Raw genomic sequence first — 23,054 nt, forward strand, 5'->3', positions numbered from 1 at the left:
ATATTGTTATTTTGCGTCATTTTTTATTTTAAAATTATAATTACTTTTATTGAGTTTTTATCTAAAGAATGTTGAAGCTATGCCGATAAATAAAATATTTTACTTTTTAATTTTTTAAAAAATGCGATGTGAATGGCCGATAATTAAACCAAAAGATAATAGATAAAGTTTTTAAATGCTTTTTACCTAAAAATAGAATAAATTATCTCGCTTTGCTGTCTGGAAGTTCTGATATCGTGGCTCATTCATTGAATGTATTGAACTGGCGTGCTTTGGCTCCTGGTATGGAGTCGCAAGAGCACTGGCTTGCCTGGGCACAGGAGGAGGCACTCTCGGCGACATGGCAAGGGGATTTACCCAAGTCATCGCATATCCCTATGATGTCCGCTAGAAGAATGAGTACAGGCAGCCGACTAGCCGTTGAAGCGGGGCTTTCGTTACTAGAGGAAGACACGGCTGATATGGCGATATTTACCAGTCGCCATGGGGAATTAGAGCGCACTTATAAAATATTGCAATCCCTCCATCAGCAGCAGAATATTTCGCCAACAGATTTTGCTATGTCAGTGCATAATACTGCCTCCGGCTGGTTAACTATCATGGCGAGCAATACCATGCCAGTGACGTCTCTTGCCGCAGGCATAGATAGTTTTCAACAAGGTATAGTCGAAGCTATGGGGATGCTGGCTTGCGGCGCTGAGCGTGTGTTATTGGTCGATTTCGATGGAGTAATGCCTGATTTTTATCATTCTCAGACTTCTCCAATAGGGTTGCCCTATGCCTTGGCATTAGTGTTAACCACCGGCGATGATTTACAGTGTGAACGTATTTCTAAGATTGATGTTAATAATTCTGAATTGCCTCAGGGTCTTAGTTTTTTACGTAATTGGTTGAGCAAAAAGGGTTCTTTCGTTATACAAGGCCAGCATAATAATTGGCACTGGAGTCAGTGATGGACAGTTCTCTTGCAGTACAAACTGCACCCCAACATTCTTCTTTGCTAAATCGGTTATGGCGAGTGGCTGCAACCGGTTTTTGTTTTGCACTTTTTGGCCTAGGTGGGCTGTTATTATCTATTCTATGGTTTACCTCTCTGCGCCTAATTGTTCGCTCTGAAGTAGTGCGTAACCAGATCACTCAGCAAAGTATTCGTTATAGTTTTCAACTGTTCTTGCGTATTGCTAAATTTCTGGGTGTTTTTGATTATCAAATAGAAAATAATGAGCTGTTTTGTGAGGACTCGGGGTGTCTGATTGTTGCTAACCATCCTAGCTTATTAGATTATGTGCTGTTGGCAGCACACATGCCAAGATGTGATTGTATTGTCAAAGAAGCGTTGTTAAATAACATATTTGTTTCCGGTGTGATTAAATCCGCAGGATACTTAGTTAATGCTGAATCAGATAAATTATTAGCACACTGTAAAGCGCGTTTAGGCCGAGGAGGAAGTATCCTTATATTTCCTGAAGGGACCAGAACAACCGCAGGTTGTGCACTGAATTTGCAACGAGGAGCGGCGAATATCGCGCTACATAGTGGGTGTGATATTCGCGTAGTATATATTGATTGCAACCCACCAATGCTGACGAAAGAACTAAAATGGTATAATATACCGCCGGTAAAACCTCAATTTAATATTATTGTTCAAAATAAAATCAATAGTAATGACTTTATTCAAGATAGCGATTTATCGTTAGCACTTGCTGCACGACGACTTACTAAACATTTAACCTGTGCATTAATGCCTGAATCTAAGAGAAAGAGTTAATGGAATTACTAAGTTGTGAGATTAAACAGCTAATTATTGATGCCCTAAATCTGGAAGGTATGTCGGTGGATGATATTGACTCACAGGCTGCATTATTTGGTGACGGTTTAGGCTTAGATTCAATCGATGCGCTAGAACTGGGATTAGCACTCAAAAACCGATATAGCGTTGTACTCTCTGCTGAGAGTGAAGATATGCGTCAGCACTTTTATTCGGTAGAAACGCTCGCGAAATTTATTTCTCAACAGCGTAACTAACAGGATATTGTCATAATGGAAAAACAAGAAATTTATCAGCAAATTACAGCTCTTCTGGTTAAGCTATTTGAAATTGATGAAGCTGACATCAAACCAGAATCACGGCTTTATGAAGAGTTAGAGCTAGACAGTATTGATGCTGTCGATCTGGTTGTACATTTGCAGAAAGTGACGGGTAAAAAAATAATGCCGGAAATGTTCAAATCCGTTCGAACGGTTCAAGATATTGTCGATGCCGTCGATAATTTATTAAACACCAAGTCGTAAATGGTGAAATCAGGTGACAGCTAATCAGCGTAATTTATTCATTGGTCGCCTGACTGTTTTGCTCAAAATCCTCACCGTTATTGCACTTACAGCCTACCCACTGGCGGTATGGTTTGGTTTATCGCGCTGGGGAATGCAGGTATTAGCGCCAATATTGTTATTAATGTTTACATTGCGCCTCTTTGCCGTGCGCAGCAAAATTAAGCAACAACTTTGGTTAGGTAAAGCGCTGGCGCTTGCTGGCATTATTCTGTCTTTGGCAAGCTGGGGTTTAGGCAAGGCGCAGTGGTTGTTGTTTTATCCTGTCGCGGTAAACATCATTTTACTGGTGCTGTTTTCCTATTCTTTATTTCGCCCCCCACCCATCATTGAAAGATTGGCAAGGCTGTCCGAGCCTGAATTATCTTCCCGAGCGGTGGCTTATACCCGAAAGGTGACACAGGTATGGTGCGGATTTTTTGCAGTAAATGGCACTATTGCTCTGGCGACCTGTTTATACGGCAATATGCATATATGGGCTTTATATAACGGTGGCTTGAGCTATTTACTTATTGGTTCTTTGATGGGTCTGGAATGGATAATCAGGAAAAGGGTTCAACAGCAGTAAATCTACCCATGGCGAATTGGTTGGATCATTCTCGGGATGATGACCAGGTTATCGCCATGTGTGGCGCAAAGACCATAACCTTGAGTCAATTCAGGTGCGATGTTACCTATCTATTTAATAAAATTAATTTTTTACCCAATCAGCGCTGGGCATTATGTTTTGAAAATAGCTATTGGTTTACTGTTGCGCTGCTGGCTACGCTGTATTGCCAAAAAACGCCGGTAATTTTCGGCCATGCACGTGAGGCCGTTCTCAAAGAGCAATTGCATGAGTTTGATGGCCTGCTGACGGATCAATTACTGAATCTTGCCTGTCCAAGCGTTATAGTCGCAAGCCATGCCTCTAGTGAGACTGCCTATCATCCATTACCTGATTGGCCTTCTGCTGCGTCATTAATCCTCTTCACCTCGGGTTCTACGGGGGCTCCAAAAGCAGTCGTTAAATCTGTTGCGAGTTTGGATACCGAAAGCCATTGGCTGGCTGTTCAATGGGGAGGGCACTTTGATAGAAAGAATAACCCATTAATTGTTGCGTCGGTGTCTCATCAACATTTATACGGGCTGACTTTTCGTATCTTTTTACCCCTCTCGCTGGGTATTCCCTTTCAGGCTGAGTTGATTGGTTATCATGAACAACTTCAGTCACTACCTGAATCTTGCTCACCAATATTTATTAGCAGTCCGGCATTTCTAAAGCGCATGGATACAAAATTGTCGCCGATTTTGTGTCGACAGATATTTTCCGCGGGCGGGCCGCTCAGTTATCAGGATGCGCAATCTACTTTAAATACACTGGGTACATTGCCAACAGAGATTTATGGTGCCACTGAAACCGGTGTTATTGCTTATCGCCACCAATCAGCACCTGAACAAGCATGGCAGTTTTTCTCCGGTGTCAGTTTGGACATCAACAGCGACAATACTTTCACTGTTTACTCTGCCTTGATACCTGAATCAACAGGTATACCAATGAGCGATATTATAGAGCTATCCGATAACCGGCAGCGTTTTTATCTGCTGGGGCGTAAAGATCGAATAGTTAAAATAGAAGAGAAGCGTGTTTCACTCACAGAGATAGAACAGCGCTTAATGTCACTTCCTGAAATTGCAGATGCGACGGTATTGGTCTTAAGCCAAAACGAAAGAGTGAACATTGCTGCTGTTGTGGTATTGACCGACACAGGTAAAGAGCAACTTGCAGCAGAATCATTGAGGTCTTTTACTCAAAGCTTACGCAATACTTTGCGTCACTGGCTTGAGCCGGTCTCTGTTCCTCGTCGTTTACGTGTGATTGATGTTATCCCGCTGAATCCACAAGGGAAGCGTGATTATGCCCGCTTACAGGAGCTATTCTTATGATGTTGCCCGTCGTCGTCAGTCAGCAAATAACAGGTGATCACTTTGCCAGCATCGATCTCTTATTACCTGCTGATTTACTGTGGTTTAGTGGTCATTTCCCCACCTGTTCAATATTGCCCGGCGTCGCACAAATCAATTGGGTTATGCACTACGCCAATCAGTTACTGGGTCAGTTGCCGGTCGTGAGAAGTATCGATGTCGTAAAATTCCAGCGGCCACTGATGCCTGATGATGAAGTCACTCTCGTACTTAATTGGCAACGAACAAATCATAAACTGATGTTTAAGTACCTTGTCCATGGCGAAATAACTGCCAGTAGTGGAAAAATATCTCTATGTCAGTAACCACTTTCGCGCCGTGCGTGGTTATCCCTTGTTTCAATCATGGTGAGACTATGGCGGGTGTTTTATCTCAGTTGGCTATGTATCAATTGCCGTGTCTGATAATTGATGATGGCAGTGATGTTGATACTGCCAATGAGCTAACACGCCTGGCGGCGAAATACCCGTGGGTGGTGCTAATAACACAACCCGAAAATCGGGGGAAAGGGCATGCCGTTCTGAATGGACTGACCGTGGCACAAAAGCAGGGTTACAGCCATGCGCTACAAGTCGATGCTGATGGCCAGCACCAATTATCTGATATTCCAATAATGCTGGGCGAGGCGGAAAAATACCCCCATCATCTAATTTCAGGGCGACCGGTTTACGATGAGTCTGTACCGAAGGCGCGGCTTTATGGCCGCTATATCACCCACTTCTGGGTATGGATCGAAACTTTATCTTTGTCGCTGAAAGACAGTATGTGTGGTTTTCGCGTTTATCCGATTGCCGAAACACAGGCTTTGGCTGCCCGGCACCCATTGGGTGTGCGAATGGATTTTGATACTGAGGTGATGGTGAGATTATATTGGCAGGGAACTGAGAGCCGGTTCTTGCCAACACAGGTCACCTATCCCGCAGAAGGTATTTCACATTTTGATGCGCTGCATGACAACTTACGTATTTCGTGGATGCATACCCGGCTATTTTTTGGCATGTTGCCGCGTATTCCTGCGTTGCTAAAGCGTAATATGCAAAAGCCCGAGCACCATTGGTCCCAGACGAAAGAACGCAATGGTTTGTGGGGGATGCGCTTGATGTTACGCAGTTATAAAATTCTGGGGCGCACAACTTTTAACCTGTTGTTATATCCTGTTATTGGCTATTTTTGGCTTACCGGACATCGTCAGCGCCAGGCATCAAACCATTATTTACAACACCTTACGGCTTTCGCCAAACAGCAAAATCACCCCTTACCGGCATCCTTAAACAGCTTCCGCCATTTCATGCGGTTTGGTGAGTCTATGCTCGATAAACTGGCGAGCTGGCAAGGGGATTTAGTGATGGGTAAAGATGTGGTTTTGGTTGGGCGTGAGCGCTGTGAGGCACAAATCGCCAGCCGTCAGGGGGCGCTAATTCTGGCATCGCATTTAGGTGATATTGAATCTTGTCGCGCTTTGGCTGAGCTATCTGTTGGTGTAAAAGTTAATGCATTGGTCTTTACCCAGCATGCTGCCCGTTTTAATCAGGTCATGCAGGAGATTAACCCACACGCACTGATTAACCTTATCCAGGTAACCTCTATTGGACCTGATACTGCCATTTTATTGCGCCAGAAGCTGGATGAAGGGGAGTGGGTCGCGATTGTTGGTGATAGAACCTCCGTCAGCCCTTATCAACGAGATAACCAACCAAGAGTCATTTGGAGCACCTTCTTAGGCCACCCAGCACCTTTCCCGGTTGGGCCGTTTGCGTTAGCTGCGGCATTGCGCTGCCCGGTGTTTTTGATGTTTGGTTTAAAACTCGGTAGGCAGGGGAAGGAGGCTGCACCATCAGGTGTTATTGATCCCGCATCTGCTGCCCGATTACATGTTTATTTTGAACCTTTCGCCGATCCATTGATATTACCGCGAGCAAATCGTCAGTCGGCATTGCAACAGGCAGTGGAGAGTTACGCCGCCCGCCTGGAGCACTACAGTTTATTAGCGCCGCTCGATTGGTTTAATTTTTATGATTTTTGGCATTTAAACGATGAAAAGCCAAACCAAGGAAATCAGTGACATGAATTTACCCGATGACCCGCGTTTTACTACCCGGATAGTTCACAATATCCCGTTTCATGATATTGACCCTATGGGGGTGGTGTGGCATGGCAATTATTTCCGTTATTTTGAAATTGCTCGTGAGGCTTTACTGAATCAAATTGATTATGGTTACCGCGCGATGCAGGCGTCAGGCTATGTGTGGCCAATAGTTGATACGCGAGTGAAATACATTGCCCCGCTCGAATTTGAACAGCGTATTCATATTTGTGCCTCTATTGAAGAATATGAGAACCGCTTACGTATCGGTTACCAGATTTATGATGCGACCAGCGGGAAGCGCATGACAACCGGCTACACCATTCAGGTTGCCGTTAAAGCATCCACGAAAGAAATGAGCTTTGTTTCACCGCCGGTACTGCTGGAAAGAATGGGTATCGTCTCATGAAATCGATATTCACCGTTCTCTTACTGTGTCTCAGTATCAGCGCTCATGCGGTAACGTTGGCATCGTTACAACAACGATTCAGCGAACAACCGGTGTTGCGCGCCGAATTTGAACAGCAGCGCAGTATTAGTGGAATGAATAAACCTTTAAAATCAAGTGGTAATTTACTGATTTCACAGGATAAAGGGCTGTGGTGGTCACAGCAGCAACCTTTCGTTCTGACACTGCTACTCGACGATAAGCGCATGGTGCAAACCATGGCCGGCCAGCCTGCGCAGGTTATTACTGCTGACAGCAATCCGCAAATGTTCCAATTTAATCACTTATTAACGGCACTATTTCATGCTGATACGTCGATTTTGGAGCAGAATTTTACCTTAGCTTTCACTGATAGTGGTCAAGATCGTTGGGTGTTAGTACTCACCCCGAAAACCACGCCATTGGATAAGCTCTTTAAAAGCATCACGTTGCACGGTCAATATTTTCTGGAAACTATCGATATTGAAGATATGCAGGGAGATGGGACCCACATCCGGTTTTTCAACCAATTAACTGAACCTAAGATACTGAGCCATGCCGAACAGCAGCTTTTTGCGCACTGATTGCCATCGAAAACTGGCTATCGGCTGGTTACTTATCTGTTTGCTGTTACTGGCAACATTACTCTGGCTGATCCCTCGTAGTCAGATTAACAGCAGTGTCTTGGCACTATTGCCCAAGCAGGAGTTGGCAGGCGTACCTGTCGAATTAACCGCAGGGTTTAATCAGCGTCTTGATCGCCAATTAGTGTGGCTGGTTAGCCCAGCAGAAGACCAATTGGCTCCGGTGAACTGGTGGTTGCAGCAGTTACAAAAAATGCCTGCGCTGCATCAGGTCAGTGGTGAGATGACTGCTCAACGTTTACAGGCGTGGGGCGCCTTTTTCTTTCAGCATCGTAATGTATTGTTGGATGAGGCTACCCGTCTGCGATTAAGCCATGGTGGAGCGGCACAGGCTCAGTGGATATTGGGGCAGGCGTATTCGGCATTTGCTGGCGTGAGTGGTAAAGAGTTGCAGTATGATCCTTTACTGTTGGTCCGTGGCTCTCAATTAGCACAACAACAAAACAGTGGGGCATTAAGTATCAGTAAGGGCTGGCTGGTGGCGAAAGATAGCCAGGGCCGCCCATGGTATTTGATTCACGGTGAATTACGCGCTTCATCTTATGATATGGCCAGTGCCCGTAGCACCGTTGAGTCATTGGCTGAATTAAAGCAGCAACTTCAGCAGCGTTGGCCCGGTACTGAAGTCTTGGAACGCGGCACGCTTTTTTACAGTAATTACGCGAGTCAGCAGGCTGAAAGTGATATCTCGACCATTGGTTTGATCTCCGTCGCCGGTGTATTCCTGCTGATATTGATAATGTTTAAATCGCTATTGCCACTCGCCTTATGCCTTTTATCAATAACTATTGGGGCATTGGCTGGGGCGGTTGCCACGTTACTGGTCTTTGGCGAAGTCCATGTTATGACGCTGGTATTGAGTGCCAGTATCATTGGTATTTCAGCGGATTACACGCTTTATTACCTGACAGACCGCATGGCGCACGGTGGCCAAACGACGCCATTGGAGAGCCTGGCAAAACTTTTCCCAGCCCTGTCAATGGCGCTACTCACCACCGTAATTGCCTATCTGATTCTGCTTATTGCGCCTTTCCCTGGGTTGCAGCAATTGGCTGTTTTTGCCGCCGCAGGTCTAACCGCCGCCTGTATCACGGTGATGTGTTGGTATCCGATATTGGCTAAACGGTTGCCGGTGCGCCCGGTTCCGCGCCTAAAGCTTATTTATCTGTGGCTAGAGAGTTGGCAAAACAACCGAATGTTACGTTTAGGCTTGCCGGCCCTGATTGCTATTTTGACTATCAGTGGGTTAGCCACATTAAAAATTAATGACGATATCAGTGAATTGCAGGCGATGCCGCGTGAGTTCCAGCAACAGGAACAGCGCATTGCGGCACTTACCGGTCAGCACAGCGATCAAAAATGGTTCGTTGTGTATGGTGATAATGCTGAACAGGCATTGCAACGTCTGGAGCAATTCTCTCCACAGCTATCACAGGCGAAAAAGGCTGGATGGATTGAAAGTTATCGTGTGTTGCCGCTGCCATCATTATTGCGGCAGCAACAAAATCTGGCATTACTTGAACAAACCGCGCCAACTATTATCCACCAATTGCAACAGGCGGGTATTAGCGTTTCTCTGCCAGATTTGCCAGCACAAGGCAACCAGCATACATGGGTGACCCCGGAACAATGGCTTGGCTCGGTGGTCAGTGAGGGCTGGCGATTGCTTTGGCTCTCATTACCTGATGGGCGCACAGCGATGTTGGTGCCGGTAAGTGGTGTCAGTAATCCGGCGGCACTGCAACAGTTAGCGGAGTCCGTGCCAGGAGTGACTTGGGTTGACAGGAAAACAGAGTTCAATGCGCTATTTTCTCTCTACCGCGCCTATCTATCATGGTTGTTACTCATTGCAGTGGTTGCTATAGCTGTAGTCTATTGCTGGCGCCTGGGTCTGCGTCGCGGCCTCTATTGTGTGGCACCGACGTTACTTTCATTGGGGATGGGGCTGGCGGTACTTTCTCTTACCGGCCACTCGTTAAATCTCTTCTCGTTGCTGGCATTAATATTGGTTCTGGGGATTGGTATCAATTATACCCTGTTCTTTACCAATCCCCGAGGGACGCCTAGCACCTCAATGTTTGCTATTTTTATGGCGGTGTTCACCACGCAACTGACTTTCGGCATGCTGGTATTTAGCCACACCCAAGCCATCAGTAGCTTTGGCATTGTGCTGAGTAGTGGTGTGTTTACAGCCTTCTTATTAGCGCCTCTGGCGCTGCCCAAGCCAAAAGGAGAGCCTGAGTGAATTATAAACGCTGTGGGGTGTTACTCGTTTTAGCCTTATTGATTGTAGGGTGTGCCAGTTCGCCGGACCAAACACAGCCTAAAGCCTGGCTTAAGCCCGGGGTGCGGGTCGCTTTGCCGCAACCGACTTTGGCACAACCTATCAATCAGCAGCAATTACTGACTGCAACAGCGCAGGGGAAGCAGCAGTCATTATTAGTGTTACTTCAGGCTGATGGGCAGCGCTTAACCTTGGTTGGGCTGTCGCCGCTTGGGATCCGCTTGTTCAAGGTTTCCTATGACCTGCAAGGTATTCATTTAGAGCAAACCATGAAAATTGTTGGATTACCTCCAGCAAATCAGGTTCTTGCCGATATTATGCTGAGTTATTGGCCCATCATATCATGGCGTCCGTTATTACCCGGAAATTGGCGGTTGGTGGATGAAGGGGATACACGCAGACTCTATGATGACAAAAACCAAATAGTGACAGAGATTCGCTACCAGCTATCAGGTAACACCCGTAAGCCAATCACTATTGAGCAATTTGTCTTTCACTACCGTATTACTATCCAAAATGTGGAGGAGTAACAGCGATGGTCTATTTCTCTGCTGTTGGCATGGTTAATGCGTTAGGTAGCTCATTGTCTGAAGTGAGTGCGAGCCTTCGTGCCGGGTTAGCCCCAGGCATGGCTCCCCAGCAAGGGTGGCTCTTGGGTGATTCGCCGATTTGGCTGGGTGCGGTGAATACTGAATTGCCTACCTTGCCCGAGCCACTTTCACAGCACAATAGCCGGAATAATCGCCTGTTGTTGGCGGCATTGTCGCAGATTCAACCTGAGGTTTCCGCATGCATTCTTCGCTATGGCGTATCACGGGTTGCTGTGATTATGGGAACCAGCACCTCAGGTATTTTTGAGGGGGAACGGGCGGTTAGAGAATATCAGCCTGGTTCTGGTGACGTCGCCGGGCAGTTTCCGCCAGGGTATCACTATCAACAGCAGGAGTTAGGCGATCCTAGCATCTTCCTCTCGCGTTATTTGGGGCTGAATGGCCCGAGTTATACCGTGTCTACGGCTTGTTCTTCCAGTGTACGGGCGATTATCAGCGGTAAGCGTTTGATTGAGTCTGGAATAGTCGATGCGGCGATAGTCGGTGGCGCTGACAGTTTATGTCGTATGCCCATCAACGGTTTTCATAGCCTGGAGTCACTTTCGGCTGAGCGTTGTACCCCTTTTGCCGCCGAGCGCAAAGGGATCAACGTGGGTGAGGCAGCGGCGTTGATTTTATTATCACGTGAACCTTCACCTGTAGCGTTACTCGGGGTTGGGGAGTCCTCCGATGCCTGGCATATGTCCGCCCCCCATCCTGAAGGGCATGGGGCGGAACAGGCTATCAGGATGGCATTACGTCAGGCAGGGTTGCAGCCCGCTGATGTGGGCTACATCAATCTACATGGCACGGCGACGCGGTTAAATGATCAGATAGAAGCGCAGGTCGTGAATAGGGTTTTTGGTCATCAGACCCCTTGTAGTTCAACTAAACATCTTACCGGGCATACGCTGGGGGCCGCTGGGGCCACAGAGGCGGCACTCAGTTGGCTGATGTTAAGCCGGACTCTACCCTTACCAGTACAAGATTTTTCTCATGCTTCTTGGGATACTACTTTGGCCGAGATTAATTTGGTCACCAAGCCGGAAGTACTTAAAACCCCGGTTATTTTGTCGAACTCATTCGCTTTTGGTGGCAACAATGCGTGTGTGATATTAGGAGCCGGCTGATGGCGTATTCCGCTGAACATTACCTCCCACATCAATCACCAATGGTGATGCTGGATAACGTCCATTGGGTAGGGGAGGACGGGGCTGAATGCAGGGTCACCTTGAGTAAGCATGGGGTGCTTGCGCCGTTCCTCGATGCTCAGGGCTGCCTCCCCAACTGGTTTGCTATCGAATTAATGGCACAAACTATCGGCGTGTGGCGTGGCTGGCATGGCTTGGCGCAAGCGATACCTCCCACGATAGGGATGCTACTTGGTGGGCGAGCTATCAGCTGTGAATTACCGGCATTTCCTGCGGGTAGCGAACTTCAGGTTTGTGTCCAGTTAATCCTGCAAGATGAAAAAATTGGCAGTTTCGAGTGCAGTATCAACATGGCTGGAAAGCAGGTTGCTCGTGGTCGGCTAAATACTTATCAGCCAGATGCCGAAGAAATAAAAAAACTCACATTGAGGAAAGGCGCATGAAGCGTTCTGTTTTAGTCACCGGGGCCAGCAAAGGGATCGGGCGGGCCATCGCACACCGTCTGGCTGCGGATGGTTTTTTAGTGGTTGTTCATTATCACCAAGATCTTACTGGCGGTGAAGCGACACTGGCTCAGATTATTGAGGCGGGTGGTGAAGGGCGCTTGATCTGTTTTGATATCAGCGACAGGCCGCAGTGTAAAGAGGTACTCGAGCAGGATATCGCCACTCATGGCGCTTACTACGGTGTGGTGAACAATGCCGGTATTACGCGTGATGGTGCATTCCCAGCATTGACGCAAGAAGATTGGGATGGCGTCATTCATACCAATCTGGACAGTTTCTATAATGTGTTGCACCCCTGCGTAATGCCGATGATCGGTTTACGTAACGGCGGGCGCATTATTGCGCTTTCTTCGGTCTCCGGTGTGGTGGGGAATCGTGGTCAGGTGAATTACAGTGCGGCTAAAGCGGGGGTTATCGGGGCTTGTAAGGCTTTGGCGCTGGAGTTGGCTAAACGCAAGATTACCGTGAATTGTATTGCACCTGGGTTGATTGATACTGGCATGATCAATATGGAGCCTATCGCGCTGCAAGAAGCCATGCGGATGATCCCACTTAAACGGATGGGAGAAGCTGAAGAGGTGGCTGGTTTAGCCAGTTACCTGATGTCAGATATCGCCGGTTATGTCACGCGTCAGGTGATTTCAATTAATGGAGGAATGGTATGAGCAGCAGGATGGTTGCCATCAATAGAGTTGTGATTACCGGCATGAGTGGGGTCACTGCCTTTGGCAATAACTGGGCGGATATTTCAGCACGTATTTATGCCGGTCAAAATGCGGTGCAATATATGCCGCAGTGGGAAGAATATCAGGGGTTGAATACCCATTTAGGTGCGCCGATTGATGATTTTGTGGTGCCCGCACATTACACCCGTAAACGCATCCGCTCGATGGGGCGGGTATCCTTATTGGCCACCAGAGCCACTGAGCTGGCGCTAGAGCAAGCGGGTCTGATGGGGGAGGATGTACTTACCAATGGGGATACTGGGATTGCCTATGGCTCTTCTACCGGTAGCACTAAGCCGGTGAGTGAATTTGCCACGATGTTAACCGAAAAACACACCAACAATATTACCGGCACGACCTATGTGCAAATGATGCCGCATACGGCGGCGGTGAATACTGGGCTGTTTTTTGGGTTGCGCGGGCGGGTTATTCCTACCTCAAGTGCTTGTACGTCAGGTAGTCAGGCAATTGGTTATGCCTATGAAGCAATCCGTCATGGCTACCAGAAAGTGATGGTTGCTGGTGGTGCAGAGGAACTGTGTCCTTCCGAGGCGGCGGTATTTGATACCTTGTTTGCTACTAGCCAGCTAAATGATTCACCAAAATTATCACCAAGGCCATTTGATCGCCAACGTGATGGTTTGGTTATTGGTGAAGGGGCTGGCACGTTGATTCTGGAAGAACTGGATCACGCCAAAGCACGTGGTGCCACTATTTACGGTGAAATCATTGGTTTTTATACTAATTGCGATGCCAGCCATATTACTCAACCACAAAAAGAGACCATGCAAATCTGCATTGAAAAGGCGTTACTAAGCTCGGGCCTGGCTGCCACTGATATTGGCTATATCAGTGCTCATGGTACCGCGACTGAGCGTGGCGATATTGCAGAAAGCCAGGCTACGGCGGCTGTTTTTGGTAACCGGACCCCCATTTCCTCTTTGAAAAGTTATTTTGGTCATACCTTAGGGGCTTGCGGTGCTCTTGAAGCCTGGATGAGTCTGGAGATGATGCGGGCCGGGCGTTTCGCACCAACCATTAATCTGACCGACCCTGATCCTGCCTGTGGTGACCTGGATTACCTGATGGGCGAGGGGCGTTATATTGATACCGAATTCTTCCAGACAAATAACTTCGCGTTTGGCGGCATTAACACCTCATTGGTGATCCGTCGCTGGCCGTAACCGCCATTGCTTTCCTCATTGTTGATTTTTTATCAAAAGTATTGTGTTGAATATGGCATTTTTTGGCAATAAAACTCTGGGCATAATCAGTTCAGATTTTTACCGGGTGGCTCGGGTAAATGGCCCCCGGTAATCAGCCAATTTTAAACATGTCTAAGCACGATAAAAATTCAAAATGAGGAATTACTATGAGCGTACCTGCATTCGGCCTGGGAACTTTTCGTCTTCAAGATCAAGTTGTTATTGATTCAGTGAGTCAGGCATTAACCGCGGGCTATCGTGTTATCGATACCGCACAAATATATGAAAATGAAGCAGCTGTTGGCCAAGCTATTGCGCAAAGCGGCATCCAGCGTGATGAGTTATTTATCACCACTAAGATTTGGATTGCTAACTTAGCGCAGGGCAAGCTCATCCCTAGCCTGCAAGAGAGCTTGCAGAAGCTGAGAACAGACTATGTGGATTTAACATTGATTCACTGGCCTTCACCAAACGATGAAGTACCCGTCGCTGAATTTATGGCTGAATTAGTGAAAGCCAAAGAGCTGGGCTTAACCCGGCAGATTGGTATTTCTAACTTCACCATCGATTTAATGAAACAGGCCATTGCGGCGGTGGGGGCCGAGGTAATTGCTACTAACCAAATCGAACTGTCACCCTTATTGCAGAACAGTAAGGTCGTTGAATTTGCGAGAGAAAATGGCATAGGATCACTTCTTATATGACGCTGGCTTATGGTAAAGCGCTAGAAGAACCCGTGATTAAAACGATTGCAGAGCAACATGGTGCCACTCCCGCTCAGGTGATTTTAAGCTGGGCGATGCAACTGGGCTATAGTGTGATCCCATCATCGACCAAAGCCGCTAATCTGGCCAGTAATATGTTAGCGCAGGAATTGCGCTTGAGTGCCGAAGATATGGCACTGATAGCGTCGTTGGATCGTGGTGAGAGGTTAGTCAGCCCTGAAGGCCTGGCACCTGCATGGGATTGATCACGCTTTAAACCATTATCTGAACCACCCTATGTTGGGTGGTTTTTTATTTTGCAGGGAACATTTGTGCCAGACGTTCATTGATAAAATCAATAAAACAACGCAGCCGGTTACTGACGACCTGATCACTGTAATACACCGCATTAATCGGCATAACGACGGGTAGAGTCTGTTCTACCAGTAGCGGCACTAAGTCCCCGCGTTGTAGATCGCCTCTGATCATGAAATCCGATAAGCAAGCAATGCCATTTCCCTCAAGGCAAAGGCGGCGTTGCGTCTCCCCATTATTTGACGTTAAATCTGAATTTATTTCATAAAGTTGCCCATCAGCACCTGCGAGCGGCCAACGATTTAGCACCGGTAAATCATTGAACCCCAGACATAAATGATGCTGTAAATCAGCCACCGTTTGCGGGGTACCATGTTGCTTTAGGTAGGCAGGTGAGGCCAAAATATGGCGATAACTGGTCATCAGCTTTCTGGCTCGTAAGGTTGAGTCCTGTAACGTGCCGACCCGGATAGCAATATCAACCTTTCTTTCAATTAGGTTAATAAAGGTTTCTGACGAAACCAGTGATAATGTCACCAACGGATAACGCTGACGAAACTCCGCCATCAGCGGAGCCAGAATGTGCAACACCACTGGAGTAGAAGCATCGATACGCAGCAATCCTTTGGGATTTAACTGATTATCGAGTATCTCGTTTTCCGCCGTGGCCATTTCCCGCAGAATATTTTGCACTCGCCGAAAGTAGTGCTCGCCTTCTTGTGTCAAGCTGATTTGCCGGGTTGTGCGATTTAACAGCGTCACCCCTAGCTTGCTTTCGAGTTTTTTTACTGTCCGGCTGACGACTGAATTAGCTTGATCGAGTTGCTCTGCCGCACGGCTAAAACTGCCACATTCCACTACGGTAACAAAAGTAATCAGTTCATCTGAATGCGCTTTCATTGTTGCCACTCCAGCAAAAATATTTTGATATTTTGAGCATTTTTGTCATTTAACCATAGGTACATAATAGCCGCTATCAAATTGACCCATATTTCTGGAGTAATTATGCCACTTGCATTATGGGCACTGACCATCAGTGCATTCGCTATTGGTACCACTGAATTTGTGATTGTCGGGCTGGTTCCGACCATCGCAGAACAACTGGCAGTTTCTGTGCCATCCGCCGGTTTATTAGTTTCAATCTATGCATTGGGCGTTGCTATTGGTGCTCCAGTGTTAACCGCATTAACCGGGCGCATACCGCGTAAAATGCTATTGATTGGCTTGATGGTCTTGTTCACCCTAGGGAACTTATTAGCCTGGCAATCACCTGGTTATGAGACTCTGGTGGTTGCTCGTTTACTCACCGGTCTGGCTCACGGTGTGTTCTTCTCGATTGGTTCGACTATTGCTACCAGTTTGGTGCCAAAGGAGAAAGCGGCGTCGGCGATTGCTATTATGTTTGGTGGTTTAACGGTGGCACTGGTGACTGGGGTTCCGCTCGGGACATTTATCGGCCAGCATTTTGGCTGGCGGGAGACTTTCCTTGCGGTGTCACTGATTGGGGTCATTGCCATTATTGCCAGCGCCATTTTGGTTCCCAGTAATATCCCCAATAAGGCTTCAGCCAGTATAAAGCAGCAACTACAGGTGCTCACCCACCCACGTTTACTGCTGATTTATGCCATTACCGCCTTGGGATATGGTGGTTTCTTCACCATGTTTACTTTCCTCGCGCCAGTGATGCAAGAGCTGGCAGGATTCTCACCTGCCGCAGTGAGTTGGATCTTACTGGCGTATGGGGTATCGGTCGCTATCGGCAATATCTGGGGCGGTAAACTCGCAGACCGCCATGGTGCAGTACCTGCTTTAAGTTTTATTTTTACCGCACTTGCTGTCTTACTGTTTGTTTTCCAATTCAGTGCCAACCACAGTATTGCGGCATTAATTACGTTGCTGGTCATGGGGATTTTTGCCTTTGGTAACGTCCCCGGTTTACAAGTTTATGTGGTGCAGAAAGCGGAAGAATATACGCCACATGCCGTTGACGTGGCTTCGGGCCTGAATATCGCGGCGTTTAATGTCGGAATCGCGTTAGGATCGATTATTGGTGGGCAGACAGTTATCCGGGTTGGGTTGGCTCAGACCCCTTGGATCGGTGGCGTGATTGTTATTGGTGCGCTATTACTGGTGACACTGAGTGGCAAGCTGGATAAGAAGTACCCACGGCAAGTTGCTGTCAGTTAAATCCCTGCAAGTATCTATTGAAGCCCGCGATTGTGGGCTTCTTTGTTAATAGAAGGCTTATTAGTGCATTATGAATCACATAGATTGAATCTCTGCTTGTGTATCCCAACATCAGAATAATATCGTGGCTAAAAGAAATTACTGACAGGAGCATCTGGGCGTATAATCAGTGAACTACCGGCTGTTGTTACCTCTCGAGCCAGAGTGATTTCGAATAAGGAATAGGCCATCAAAGTGCCGAAACGAACATATGCAATGCGATATGTTGCAGGTCAACCGGTTGAACAAATCTTCCCAGGTTCTGCTAAGCAACTGGGGCTGGGGTTACCGCCAGGCGCGCCATTGCCAACATCTGAATTTTTGCGGGTGATGGTGTGGAATATCTTTAAGCAGCAGCGGGCGCAATGGCTCTCGGTGCTCAAAGAGTTCGGGCGTGATACTCAACTGATGTTACTGCAAGAAGCACAAACAACACCTGAGCTGGTGCGGTTTGCTACGTCTCACTATCAGGCCGCCGATCAGGTTCCTGCCTTTGCACTGCCTCAGCACCCTTCAGGTGTGATGACGCTTGCAGCCACCCATCCGGTCTACTGTTGCCCCCTGCGTGAGAGAGAGCCGTTACTGCGATTGTCTAAATCGGCCTTAATTACTGTTTACCCAATCCATGACGGCCGTTTATTGATGGTGGTGAATATTCACGCGGTGAATTTCAGTCTTGGTGTTGATGTTTACAGTAAACAACTCGAGCCCATTGGGGAACAAATCGCGATGCATCGTGGCCCGGTGATTCTGGCGGGGGATTTTAATGCCTGGAGCCGACAGCGGGTTAATGCTTTACAGTGTTTTGCCCAAGTGGTGGGGTTAGCTGAAGTTGAATTCCGGGCTGATAACCGTAGCCGTGCGTTTGGCCGACCGCTTGATTTTGTCTTTTATCGGGGTCTTACTCTGGCAGATGCATCAGTATTAGTGACCCGAGCCTCTGATCACAATCCACTGCTGGTTGAATTCCAGCCATAAAAAAAGCACCCCGAAGGGTGCTTTTTAACAGCTTTAATCGCGATTCTGACTCTACGTATCCGGGGTCGATTTGCCGTTAACGAACAACGTCAATTTCAAGCCTGGTTGTAAACTATTAGCCTTGCTGACTACCGAATTCCATCGCATCACATCGTCGGTGTTTACACCGTGACGCTTGGCAATACTGGCAAAAGAATCACCTTTACGAACCTGATAGGTGATGCTGTTGCTGGTCGTTGTATTGCTTGCCAGTTGCAGGGTTTGCCCAACTTTTAAGGTGCTCTTGGCACGTAAGTTGTTCCAACTCTGCAAATCGCTGGTCTTGATATTCAACCGCTTGGCAATCGTAGATAAGGTATCACCGGAGCGAACTTTATACTGCGAACCTGATGCTGATTTTGAGCTGTTCTGTGCCAACTTGGTTGGTTGAACGGCGGCAATATCAGTATCTGCCAATGAATCTTTAAGCTGCTCAGCATGGGCCTTTGGCAACATAATATAACGAGGACCATGTCCATCAGGTGCCGTTACATTGCGCTTATACCCAGAATTAAAGGATTTCAACTTAGTAAGTGACATCCCCGCCATCTCAGCCGCCTGAGTTAGCTGTATCTGCTGACCTACATCAACACGTGCTAATGCACGGTCTTTGTCGGGTTCTGGCAAGTTTATACCGTACTTTTTGCTGTTCTTGATTAAATCACCCAAGGCCAGCATTTTTGGAACATAAATTGACGTTTCACGTGGAAGCGACAATGCCCAAAAGTTGGTCGGTTTACCCTTTGCCTTATTAGCCTTAACCGCTTGCATGACTCTGCCTTCACCACTGTTATAAGCAGCGACTGTTAACAACCAGTCACCGTCAAACATTTTGTTCAGGCGCTCCATCATATCAAGCGCTGCTTTGGTAGACGCAACCACATCTCTGCGGCCGTCATACCATTGGTTTTGTTTCAAGCCATAGTTTCGACCTGTACTCGGCACTATCTGCCATAGCCCTGCGGCGTTGGCGGATGATGTCGCGTGTGGGTCAAAAGCGCTCTCCACTATGGGTAGCAGTACCAGTTCCATCGGCATCTTACGTTTCTTAATCTGCTCGACTATCAGGTACATGTACGGCTCTGCCCGTAATGTTACATCGTGGAGATAGCTCTTATTTCTTAAGTATTTTTGCTTTTGTTCACGGATCCGGGAATTTTCCGGAACCTTCATCTTCAGCTCGTCGCTAATGAAGTTCCACAAATCTTGCTGCGCGAGGCCACTTTCACTATCAAGCCATCGCGCGCTGCCCTCTCGGACGCTATTTGTGTACTCTCCTGCTTCACTCTCTTGACCTGCTGAAGACAAACTCTGCGCATGCTGTACGGGAACCTGTACGTCCTGCTTGGACGCCTGGCACCCAACAAGCAAGACTGAGGCGAGAAATATCGCTTTGGTCTTCATGTGTGTGTCAATGTCAGTTGCTTAAAAGACGACCAATCATACTTTGCTTCGACAAAAAACACAACTAAAAGCTCAGAAGCGGTCTTTCTGGGCGCGTAATTCGGAAAAAACTGAAGCAAGTGAGGCTGGTGGCGAGATAACGCCTATTTTCCTTTGTAAATCAATGTCATCGCAACGTAAAAAAACATTAATTTTACGCTCTAATTGCAATTTTACCGGCAAACTAGGTAGGTTTTTTGCCCGTAATTGCATGATTTGTTGTTGATATGTAGCAATATCTTGATCTGCGGGCAAAATGAAACGGGCAAACTTAAGATTTGCGAGAGTATATTCATGCGCGCTGCAAATTAAGGTTTCAGCGGGAAGCTGCGCCAGCCGTTGAATTGACGCATACATTTGCTCTGGTGTGCCTTCAAATAGTCTGCCGCAGCCGGCAGAAAAAAGCGTGTCGCCGCAGAAAAGATAAGGTTCGCTGTAGTATGCAATGTGCCCAAGGGTATGGCCAGGGACGGCGATAATGGTGTAGTTTTGACCATCAATTGTCAGGTGATCACCCCCATTTACGATAACTGTCGCACCTTTATTTGCTGTTTCCTGCGGGCCATAGACGGGAATATTGGGGAAATGGCGGTGTAATTGTGCCACACCACCGACGTGATCGTTGTGGTGATGGGTGAGCAGGATGGCCTGAGGAGTGTATTGGCCTTGTGCCAGTGCAGACAGCACCGGCGCTGATTCACCCGGATCAACAATAACGCAGTGTTTTTGTGGGTTTGCCAATAACCAAATGTAATTGTCTTGAAATGCCGGAATACTGATAAGATTCATTGGATACCTCTTTTTTGTTGGCAACCGCTTGAGTGTGAAAGAAGATAATATACCCGTCATCTTTCAAATCGCAGGTGTATTGGCGGCTCCCGTTCATCCGCATCACTTACGGGGGTTAGCTTATCGGGGTTCACTTACTTGCCACCTTCCTGCACCTTGAAATCTATTGGGTAGAAACATGAAACCAGCGCAAACACACCAACAGATCGATGCGCCTGCATCTTGGGCGGAGTTACCTTGGGGAGAGTATTATCGCGCAGCGCTCGAACAGCAATTACAACCTTGGTGGCCGAAGCTATTTGGTTTTCATCTGTTGAAAATAGGCCAGTTGAGTGCGGAAATCGCCAGCGATAAATGTGCTATCTCCCATCAGGTTAATGTGGGGGAACAAGGTACTAATATGCAGGTGCTGGCCAGCCCATACCAGTTACCTTTTGCTGAAAAGTCAGTGGACGCCTGTCTGTTATCTCATTCTTTAGCCTATGCCACTGACCCACATCGTATTTTGCGTGAAGCAGATAGGGTGCTTATTGATGACGGCTGGTTGATTATCAGTAACTTCAATCCGATGAGTGTGCTGGGTGCCGGCAAGCTGGTGCCAATATTACGCCAGCGGCAGCCTTATATTAGCCGAATGTTTACTCAGATGCGTTTGCTGGATTGGCTGAGTTTGCTGAATTATGAAGTTATGCATATGTCGTGCTTTCACGTTTTACCCTGGCATAAAGAAGGTGGGCGCTTTATCAGCACCCATCTACATGCGCTGGGGTGTGTCAGCCTGATTGTGGCCCGTAAGCGCACCATACCTTTGACATTTAATCCGATGAAGTTTGGTGCACGTAAGCCTTGGTTTAGCCGTGCGGTTGGCGCAACCAAAAGTTATCGCGACCAACCTTGATTCGGTGTGTGAAAGCCACTAATACCGTGGCAACGTCAGGTAAGAAGAGTTAGTTGGGGATATAACCAATATCGTCTTGTGTCGGTGAATTGGCCGCAAGACGTGCCAGTTCATCGCAGCGCTCATTTTCAGGATGGCCAGCATGGCCTTTAACCCATTCCCATTGTACGGTATGGCCTTGGATTGCCAGATCCAGCCGTTGCCATAAATCGACGTTACGTACCGGTTTGCGGTCTGTGGTTTTCCACCCGCGCTTTTTCCAGTTGTGGATCCATTGTGTGATGCCCTGACGCACGTATTGGCTGTCAGTGCTGAGCGTCACGTGGCAAGGTGATGTCAATGCCTCCAAGGCGACGATAGCAGCCATCAACTCCATACGGTTGTTGGTTGTCAAACGGTAGCCAGCACTAAAGGTCTTTTCATGTTGTTTGTAACGCATAATTGCGCCATAACCACCGGGGCCAGGATTGCCAAGGCAAGATCCGTCGGTGAAAATTTCTACCTGTTTAGTCATCTCTGGTAGACTCTTCCTATCTGTTTAAACGTTAAGTCTGACATAAACGAGCGCTATGAGCACTGGCAATATGCAAGTTACCCCGACCAGACAGATTGTTCTGGATACTGAAACCACTGGTATGAATAAGCTGGGCGTTCATTATGAAGGCCATCGGATTATTGAGATCGGTGCTGTTGAAGTGATCAACCGCCGTCTGACCGGCAGAAACTTCCATGTGTATGTGAAACCGGACCGTCTGGTCGACCCAGAGGCCTACGGTGTCCATGGTATCAGTGATGAGTTTCTGGCCGATAAACCCACATTTGCTGATATTACACCGGAGTTTCTCGAGTTTATCCGTGGTGCTGAGCTAGTCATTCATAATGCGGCGTTTGATATCGGCTTTATGGATTACGAGTTCCGTATGTTGCAGCAGGATATTCCGAAAACGGAAACCTTCTGTACCATCACCGATAGCCTGTTATTGGCGCGCCGCCTGTTCCCCGGCAAGCGTAATAACCTTGATGCGTTATGCGATCGCTATCTGATAGATAATACCAAGCGAACGTTGCACGGCGCATTACTCGATGCCGAAATTCTGGCAGAAGTTTATCTGGCGATGACCGGCGGCCAGACGTCTCTGTCTTTCTCTATGGAAGGTGATCAGTCGCAGAATGATTCTTCTGAAAATATCCAGCGTATTACCCGGCCAGCATCTGCGTTGAAAGTAATTTATGCGGCTGAAGAGGAGTTGTCAGCCCATGAATCGCGTCTGGATTTGGTGATGAAGAAGGGTGGCAGTTGTTTGTGGCGGATGCCGCTTGAATCGGAAGATAGTGCAAATGCAGAATAAAATGATTTCCAGATGAAAAACTGCGCAACCGGCTTATTTTGCTGGAAAAAGTATTGACGAGATTGCATTCCATACGTAATATCCGTCTCGTTCTTAACCGGAACAGCAGCGTGGTGCGGTAGTTCAGTCGGTTAGAATACCGGCCTGTCACGCCGGGGGTCGCGGGTTCGAGTCCCGTCCGCACCGCCAACATTCAGAAGCCCTGAGTTATTGCTAACTCAGGGCTTCGTTGTATCTATACCCTTGGTACTTGAAGCCGCTGGGGGGTTAGCTACGCTCACTTACCCAAATCACTTGACTGTGTAAGCTCATTGGGATGCATTCGCTTGCTGCCTACCTGCAACTCCAATTACTTTGGGTATACCCTTGGTACTTGAAGCCGCTGGGGGGCAAAATAATAGA

General features: G+C 47.5%; 24 protein-coding genes, 1 tRNA gene and 1 pseudogene. 22 read left to right on the forward strand and 4 right to left on the reverse strand.

Annotated features, from left to right (window positions below; all coding sequences use genetic code 11):
• Positions 1-236: 236 nt before the first annotated feature.
• The 17 genes and pseudogenes from V1955_RS04475 to dkgB all read left to right on the forward strand — a co-directional run bounded on the left by V1955_RS04475 (position 237) and on the right by dkgB (position 14,881).
• Positions 237-953 carry a beta-ketoacyl synthase chain length factor gene (locus V1955_RS04475; protein ID WP_083162976.1) on the forward strand — a complete coding sequence of 239 codons (717 nt, stop codon included), beginning with the start codon at positions 237-239 and terminating at the stop codon, positions 951-953.
• Complete coding sequence (locus tag V1955_RS04480; protein WP_193784791.1) at positions 953-1,768, forward strand: lysophospholipid acyltransferase family protein; 816 nt, start codon at positions 953-955, stop codon at positions 1,766-1,768. Before V1955_RS04475 ends, V1955_RS04480 begins: the two co-directional genes overlap by 1 nt.
• Positions 1,768-2,025, forward strand: a complete 258-nt coding sequence (locus V1955_RS04485; RefSeq protein WP_083162977.1) for a phosphopantetheine-binding protein — start codon at positions 1,768-1,770, stop codon at positions 2,023-2,025. The genes V1955_RS04480 and V1955_RS04485 overlap by 1 nt, the downstream gene beginning before the upstream one ends.
• Positions 2,026-2,040: 15 nt before the next feature.
• Entirely contained in the window at positions 2,041-2,292 is a 252-nt protein-coding gene (locus tag V1955_RS04490) for an acyl carrier protein (RefSeq protein ID WP_083162978.1), read from the forward strand.
• Between the two features lie 13 nt (positions 2,293-2,305).
• Positions 2,306-2,899 (forward strand): hypothetical protein, encoded by a 594-nt coding sequence (locus V1955_RS04495; RefSeq protein ID WP_083162979.1) that lies wholly within the window; start codon positions 2,306-2,308, stop codon positions 2,897-2,899.
• 8 nt (positions 2,900-2,907) lie between these two features.
• On the forward strand, positions 2,908-4,257 hold the full coding sequence (locus V1955_RS04500; RefSeq protein ID WP_442821419.1) for an AMP-binding protein: 1,350 nt from the start codon (positions 2,908-2,910) through the stop codon (positions 4,255-4,257).
• Positions 4,254-4,601 (forward strand): ApeI family dehydratase, encoded by a 348-nt coding sequence (locus V1955_RS04505; RefSeq protein WP_372569527.1) that lies wholly within the window; start codon positions 4,254-4,256, stop codon positions 4,599-4,601. Before V1955_RS04500 ends, V1955_RS04505 begins: the two co-directional genes overlap by 4 nt.
• On the forward strand, positions 4,592-6,358 hold the full coding sequence (locus tag V1955_RS04510; protein WP_372569526.1) for a glycosyltransferase family 2 protein: 1,767 nt from the start codon (positions 4,592-4,594) through the stop codon (positions 6,356-6,358). Before V1955_RS04505 ends, V1955_RS04510 begins: the two co-directional genes overlap by 10 nt.
• Position 6,359: 1 nt before the next feature.
• The gene (locus V1955_RS04515; protein ID WP_372559744.1) at positions 6,360-6,788 is read left to right on the forward strand and encodes an acyl-CoA thioesterase; all 429 of its coding nucleotides are present in this window, start codon (positions 6,360-6,362) and stop codon (positions 6,786-6,788) included.
• Positions 6,785-7,390: a LolA family protein gene (locus V1955_RS04520; protein ID WP_083162984.1), complete on the forward strand. Its 606-nt coding sequence runs from the start codon at positions 6,785-6,787 to the stop codon at positions 7,388-7,390. The genes V1955_RS04515 and V1955_RS04520 overlap by 4 nt, the downstream gene beginning before the upstream one ends.
• Positions 7,362-9,695 carry an MMPL family transporter gene (locus tag V1955_RS04525; RefSeq protein WP_193784793.1) on the forward strand — a complete coding sequence of 778 codons (2,334 nt, stop codon included), beginning with the start codon at positions 7,362-7,364 and terminating at the stop codon, positions 9,693-9,695. The genes V1955_RS04520 and V1955_RS04525 overlap by 29 nt, the downstream gene beginning before the upstream one ends.
• Positions 9,692-10,264, forward strand: coding sequence for a DUF3261 domain-containing protein (locus V1955_RS04530; protein ID WP_083162985.1), 573 nt, complete (start codon positions 9,692-9,694; stop codon positions 10,262-10,264). The genes V1955_RS04525 and V1955_RS04530 overlap by 4 nt, the downstream gene beginning before the upstream one ends.
• 5 nt (positions 10,265-10,269) lie before the next feature.
• Complete coding sequence (locus tag V1955_RS04535) at positions 10,270-11,454, forward strand: beta-ketoacyl-[acyl-carrier-protein] synthase family protein (RefSeq protein ID WP_083162986.1); 1,185 nt, start codon at positions 10,270-10,272, stop codon at positions 11,452-11,454.
• Positions 11,454-11,918 (forward strand): ApeP family dehydratase, encoded by a 465-nt coding sequence (locus V1955_RS04540; RefSeq protein ID WP_083162988.1) that lies wholly within the window; start codon positions 11,454-11,456, stop codon positions 11,916-11,918. The genes V1955_RS04535 and V1955_RS04540 overlap by 1 nt, the downstream gene beginning before the upstream one ends.
• Positions 11,915-12,646, forward strand: coding sequence for a 3-ketoacyl-ACP reductase FabG2 (locus tag V1955_RS04545; RefSeq protein WP_083162990.1), 732 nt, complete (start codon positions 11,915-11,917; stop codon positions 12,644-12,646). Before V1955_RS04540 ends, V1955_RS04545 begins: the two co-directional genes overlap by 4 nt.
• 8 nt (positions 12,647-12,654) lie before the next feature.
• Positions 12,655-13,890, forward strand: coding sequence for a beta-ketoacyl-ACP synthase (locus V1955_RS04550; RefSeq protein ID WP_193784870.1), 1,236 nt, complete (start codon positions 12,655-12,657; stop codon positions 13,888-13,890).
• A 188-nt stretch (positions 13,891-14,078) separates the two neighbouring features.
• Positions 14,079-14,881: pseudogene (gene dkgB / locus V1955_RS04555) on the forward strand (2,5-didehydrogluconate reductase DkgB).
• Positions 14,882-14,927: 46 nt separating this feature from the next.
• On the opposite strand, the gene yafC reads toward dkgB, so the two are convergent.
• Positions 14,928-15,830, reverse strand: coding sequence for a DNA-binding transcriptional regulator YafC (gene yafC, locus V1955_RS04560; protein ID WP_083162996.1), 903 nt, complete (start codon positions 15,828-15,830; stop codon positions 14,928-14,930).
• A 105-nt stretch (positions 15,831-15,935) separates the two neighbouring features.
• Between yafC and V1955_RS04565 the strand changes: the two genes are divergently transcribed.
• Positions 15,936-17,117: an MFS transporter gene (locus V1955_RS04565; RefSeq protein WP_442820582.1), complete on the forward strand. Its 1,182-nt coding sequence runs from the start codon at positions 15,936-15,938 to the stop codon at positions 17,115-17,117.
• A 234-nt stretch (positions 17,118-17,351) separates the two neighbouring features.
• On the forward strand, positions 17,352-18,134 hold the full coding sequence (locus V1955_RS04570; protein WP_083163001.1) for an endonuclease/exonuclease/phosphatase family protein: 783 nt from the start codon (positions 17,352-17,354) through the stop codon (positions 18,132-18,134).
• A 51-nt stretch (positions 18,135-18,185) separates the two neighbouring features.
• Here V1955_RS04570 and mltD read toward each other — a convergent pair whose 3' ends face one another.
• Both mltD and gloB read right to left on the reverse strand, forming a co-directional pair.
• Positions 18,186-19,577, reverse strand: coding sequence for a murein transglycosylase D (mltD, locus tag V1955_RS04575; protein ID WP_442820583.1), 1,392 nt, complete (start codon positions 19,575-19,577; stop codon positions 18,186-18,188).
• A 72-nt stretch (positions 19,578-19,649) separates the two neighbouring features.
• Entirely contained in the window at positions 19,650-20,405 is a 756-nt protein-coding gene (gene gloB / locus V1955_RS04580; RefSeq protein WP_420073214.1) for a hydroxyacylglutathione hydrolase, read from the reverse strand.
• Positions 20,406-20,583: 178 nt separating this feature from the next.
• Here gloB and V1955_RS04585 point away from each other — a divergent pair, with 178 nt between their 5' ends.
• Positions 20,584-21,303, forward strand: a complete 720-nt coding sequence (locus V1955_RS04585; protein WP_083163007.1) for a class I SAM-dependent methyltransferase — start codon at positions 20,584-20,586, stop codon at positions 21,301-21,303.
• Between the two features lie 49 nt (positions 21,304-21,352).
• Here V1955_RS04585 and rnhA read toward each other — a convergent pair whose 3' ends face one another.
• Positions 21,353-21,817, reverse strand: coding sequence for a ribonuclease HI (gene rnhA, locus V1955_RS04590; RefSeq protein WP_050074222.1), 465 nt, complete (start codon positions 21,815-21,817; stop codon positions 21,353-21,355).
• Positions 21,818-21,887: 70 nt separating this feature from the next.
• Between rnhA and dnaQ the strand changes: the two genes are divergently transcribed.
• Both dnaQ and V1955_RS04600 read left to right on the forward strand, forming a co-directional pair.
• Entirely contained in the window at positions 21,888-22,652 is a 765-nt protein-coding gene (gene dnaQ, locus V1955_RS04595) for a DNA polymerase III subunit epsilon (RefSeq protein ID WP_083163009.1), read from the forward strand.
• A gap of 112 nt (positions 22,653-22,764) precedes the next feature.
• Positions 22,765-22,841: transfer RNA gene (locus V1955_RS04600), tRNA-Asp, on the forward strand.
• The last annotated feature ends 213 nt before the right edge of the window (positions 22,842-23,054 follow it).

This window comes from Yersinia sp. 2545 StPb PI (assembly GCF_052217125.1).
In the GTDB taxonomy this organism is placed as follows: Bacteria; Pseudomonadota; Gammaproteobacteria; order Enterobacterales; family Enterobacteriaceae; genus Yersinia; species Yersinia enterocolitica_E.

Bases quoted from the DNA above. Each gene is read 5' to 3' on its own strand.
- V1955_RS04480 (WP_193784791.1), top strand. From the start codon at position 953: ATGGACAGTTCTCTTGCAGTACAAACTGCACCCCAACATTCTTCTTTG.
- V1955_RS04485 (WP_083162977.1), top strand. From the start codon at position 1,768: ATGGAATTACTAAGTTGTGAGATTAAACAGCTAATTATTGATGCCCTA.
- V1955_RS04490 (WP_083162978.1), top strand. From the start codon at position 2,041: ATGGAAAAACAAGAAATTTATCAGCAAATTACAGCTCTTCTGGTTAAG.
- V1955_RS04500 (WP_442821419.1), top strand. From the start codon at position 2,908: ATGGCGAATTGGTTGGATCATTCTCGGGATGATGACCAGGTTATCGCC.
- V1955_RS04505 (WP_372569527.1), top strand. From the start codon at position 4,254: ATGATGTTGCCCGTCGTCGTCAGTCAGCAAATAACAGGTGATCACTTT.
- V1955_RS04510 (WP_372569526.1), top strand. From the start codon at position 4,592: ATGTCAGTAACCACTTTCGCGCCGTGCGTGGTTATCCCTTGTTTCAAT.
- V1955_RS04515 (WP_372559744.1), top strand. From the start codon at position 6,360: ATGAATTTACCCGATGACCCGCGTTTTACTACCCGGATAGTTCACAAT.
- V1955_RS04520 (WP_083162984.1), top strand. From the start codon at position 6,785: ATGAAATCGATATTCACCGTTCTCTTACTGTGTCTCAGTATCAGCGCT.
- V1955_RS04525 (WP_193784793.1), top strand. From the start codon at position 7,362: ATGCCGAACAGCAGCTTTTTGCGCACTGATTGCCATCGAAAACTGGCT.
- V1955_RS04535 (WP_083162986.1), top strand. From the start codon at position 10,270: ATGGTCTATTTCTCTGCTGTTGGCATGGTTAATGCGTTAGGTAGCTCA.
- V1955_RS04540 (WP_083162988.1), top strand. From the start codon at position 11,454: ATGGCGTATTCCGCTGAACATTACCTCCCACATCAATCACCAATGGTG.
- V1955_RS04545 (WP_083162990.1), top strand. From the start codon at position 11,915: ATGAAGCGTTCTGTTTTAGTCACCGGGGCCAGCAAAGGGATCGGGCGG.
- V1955_RS04550 (WP_193784870.1), top strand. From the start codon at position 12,655: ATGGTTGCCATCAATAGAGTTGTGATTACCGGCATGAGTGGGGTCACT.
- yafC (WP_083162996.1), bottom strand. From the start codon at position 15,830: ATGAAAGCGCATTCAGATGAACTGATTACTTTTGTTACCGTAGTGGAA.
- V1955_RS04565 (WP_442820582.1), top strand. From the start codon at position 15,936: ATGCCACTTGCATTATGGGCACTGACCATCAGTGCATTCGCTATTGGT.
- mltD (WP_442820583.1), bottom strand. From the start codon at position 19,577: ATGAAGACCAAAGCGATATTTCTCGCCTCAGTCTTGCTTGTTGGGTGC.
- gloB (WP_420073214.1), bottom strand. From the start codon at position 20,405: ATGAATCTTATCAGTATTCCGGCATTTCAAGACAATTACATTTGGTTA.
- V1955_RS04585 (WP_083163007.1), top strand. From the start codon at position 20,584: ATGAAACCAGCGCAAACACACCAACAGATCGATGCGCCTGCATCTTGG.
- rnhA (WP_050074222.1), bottom strand. From the start codon at position 21,817: ATGACTAAACAGGTAGAAATTTTCACCGACGGATCTTGCCTTGGCAAT.
- dnaQ (WP_083163009.1), top strand. From the start codon at position 21,888: ATGCAAGTTACCCCGACCAGACAGATTGTTCTGGATACTGAAACCACT.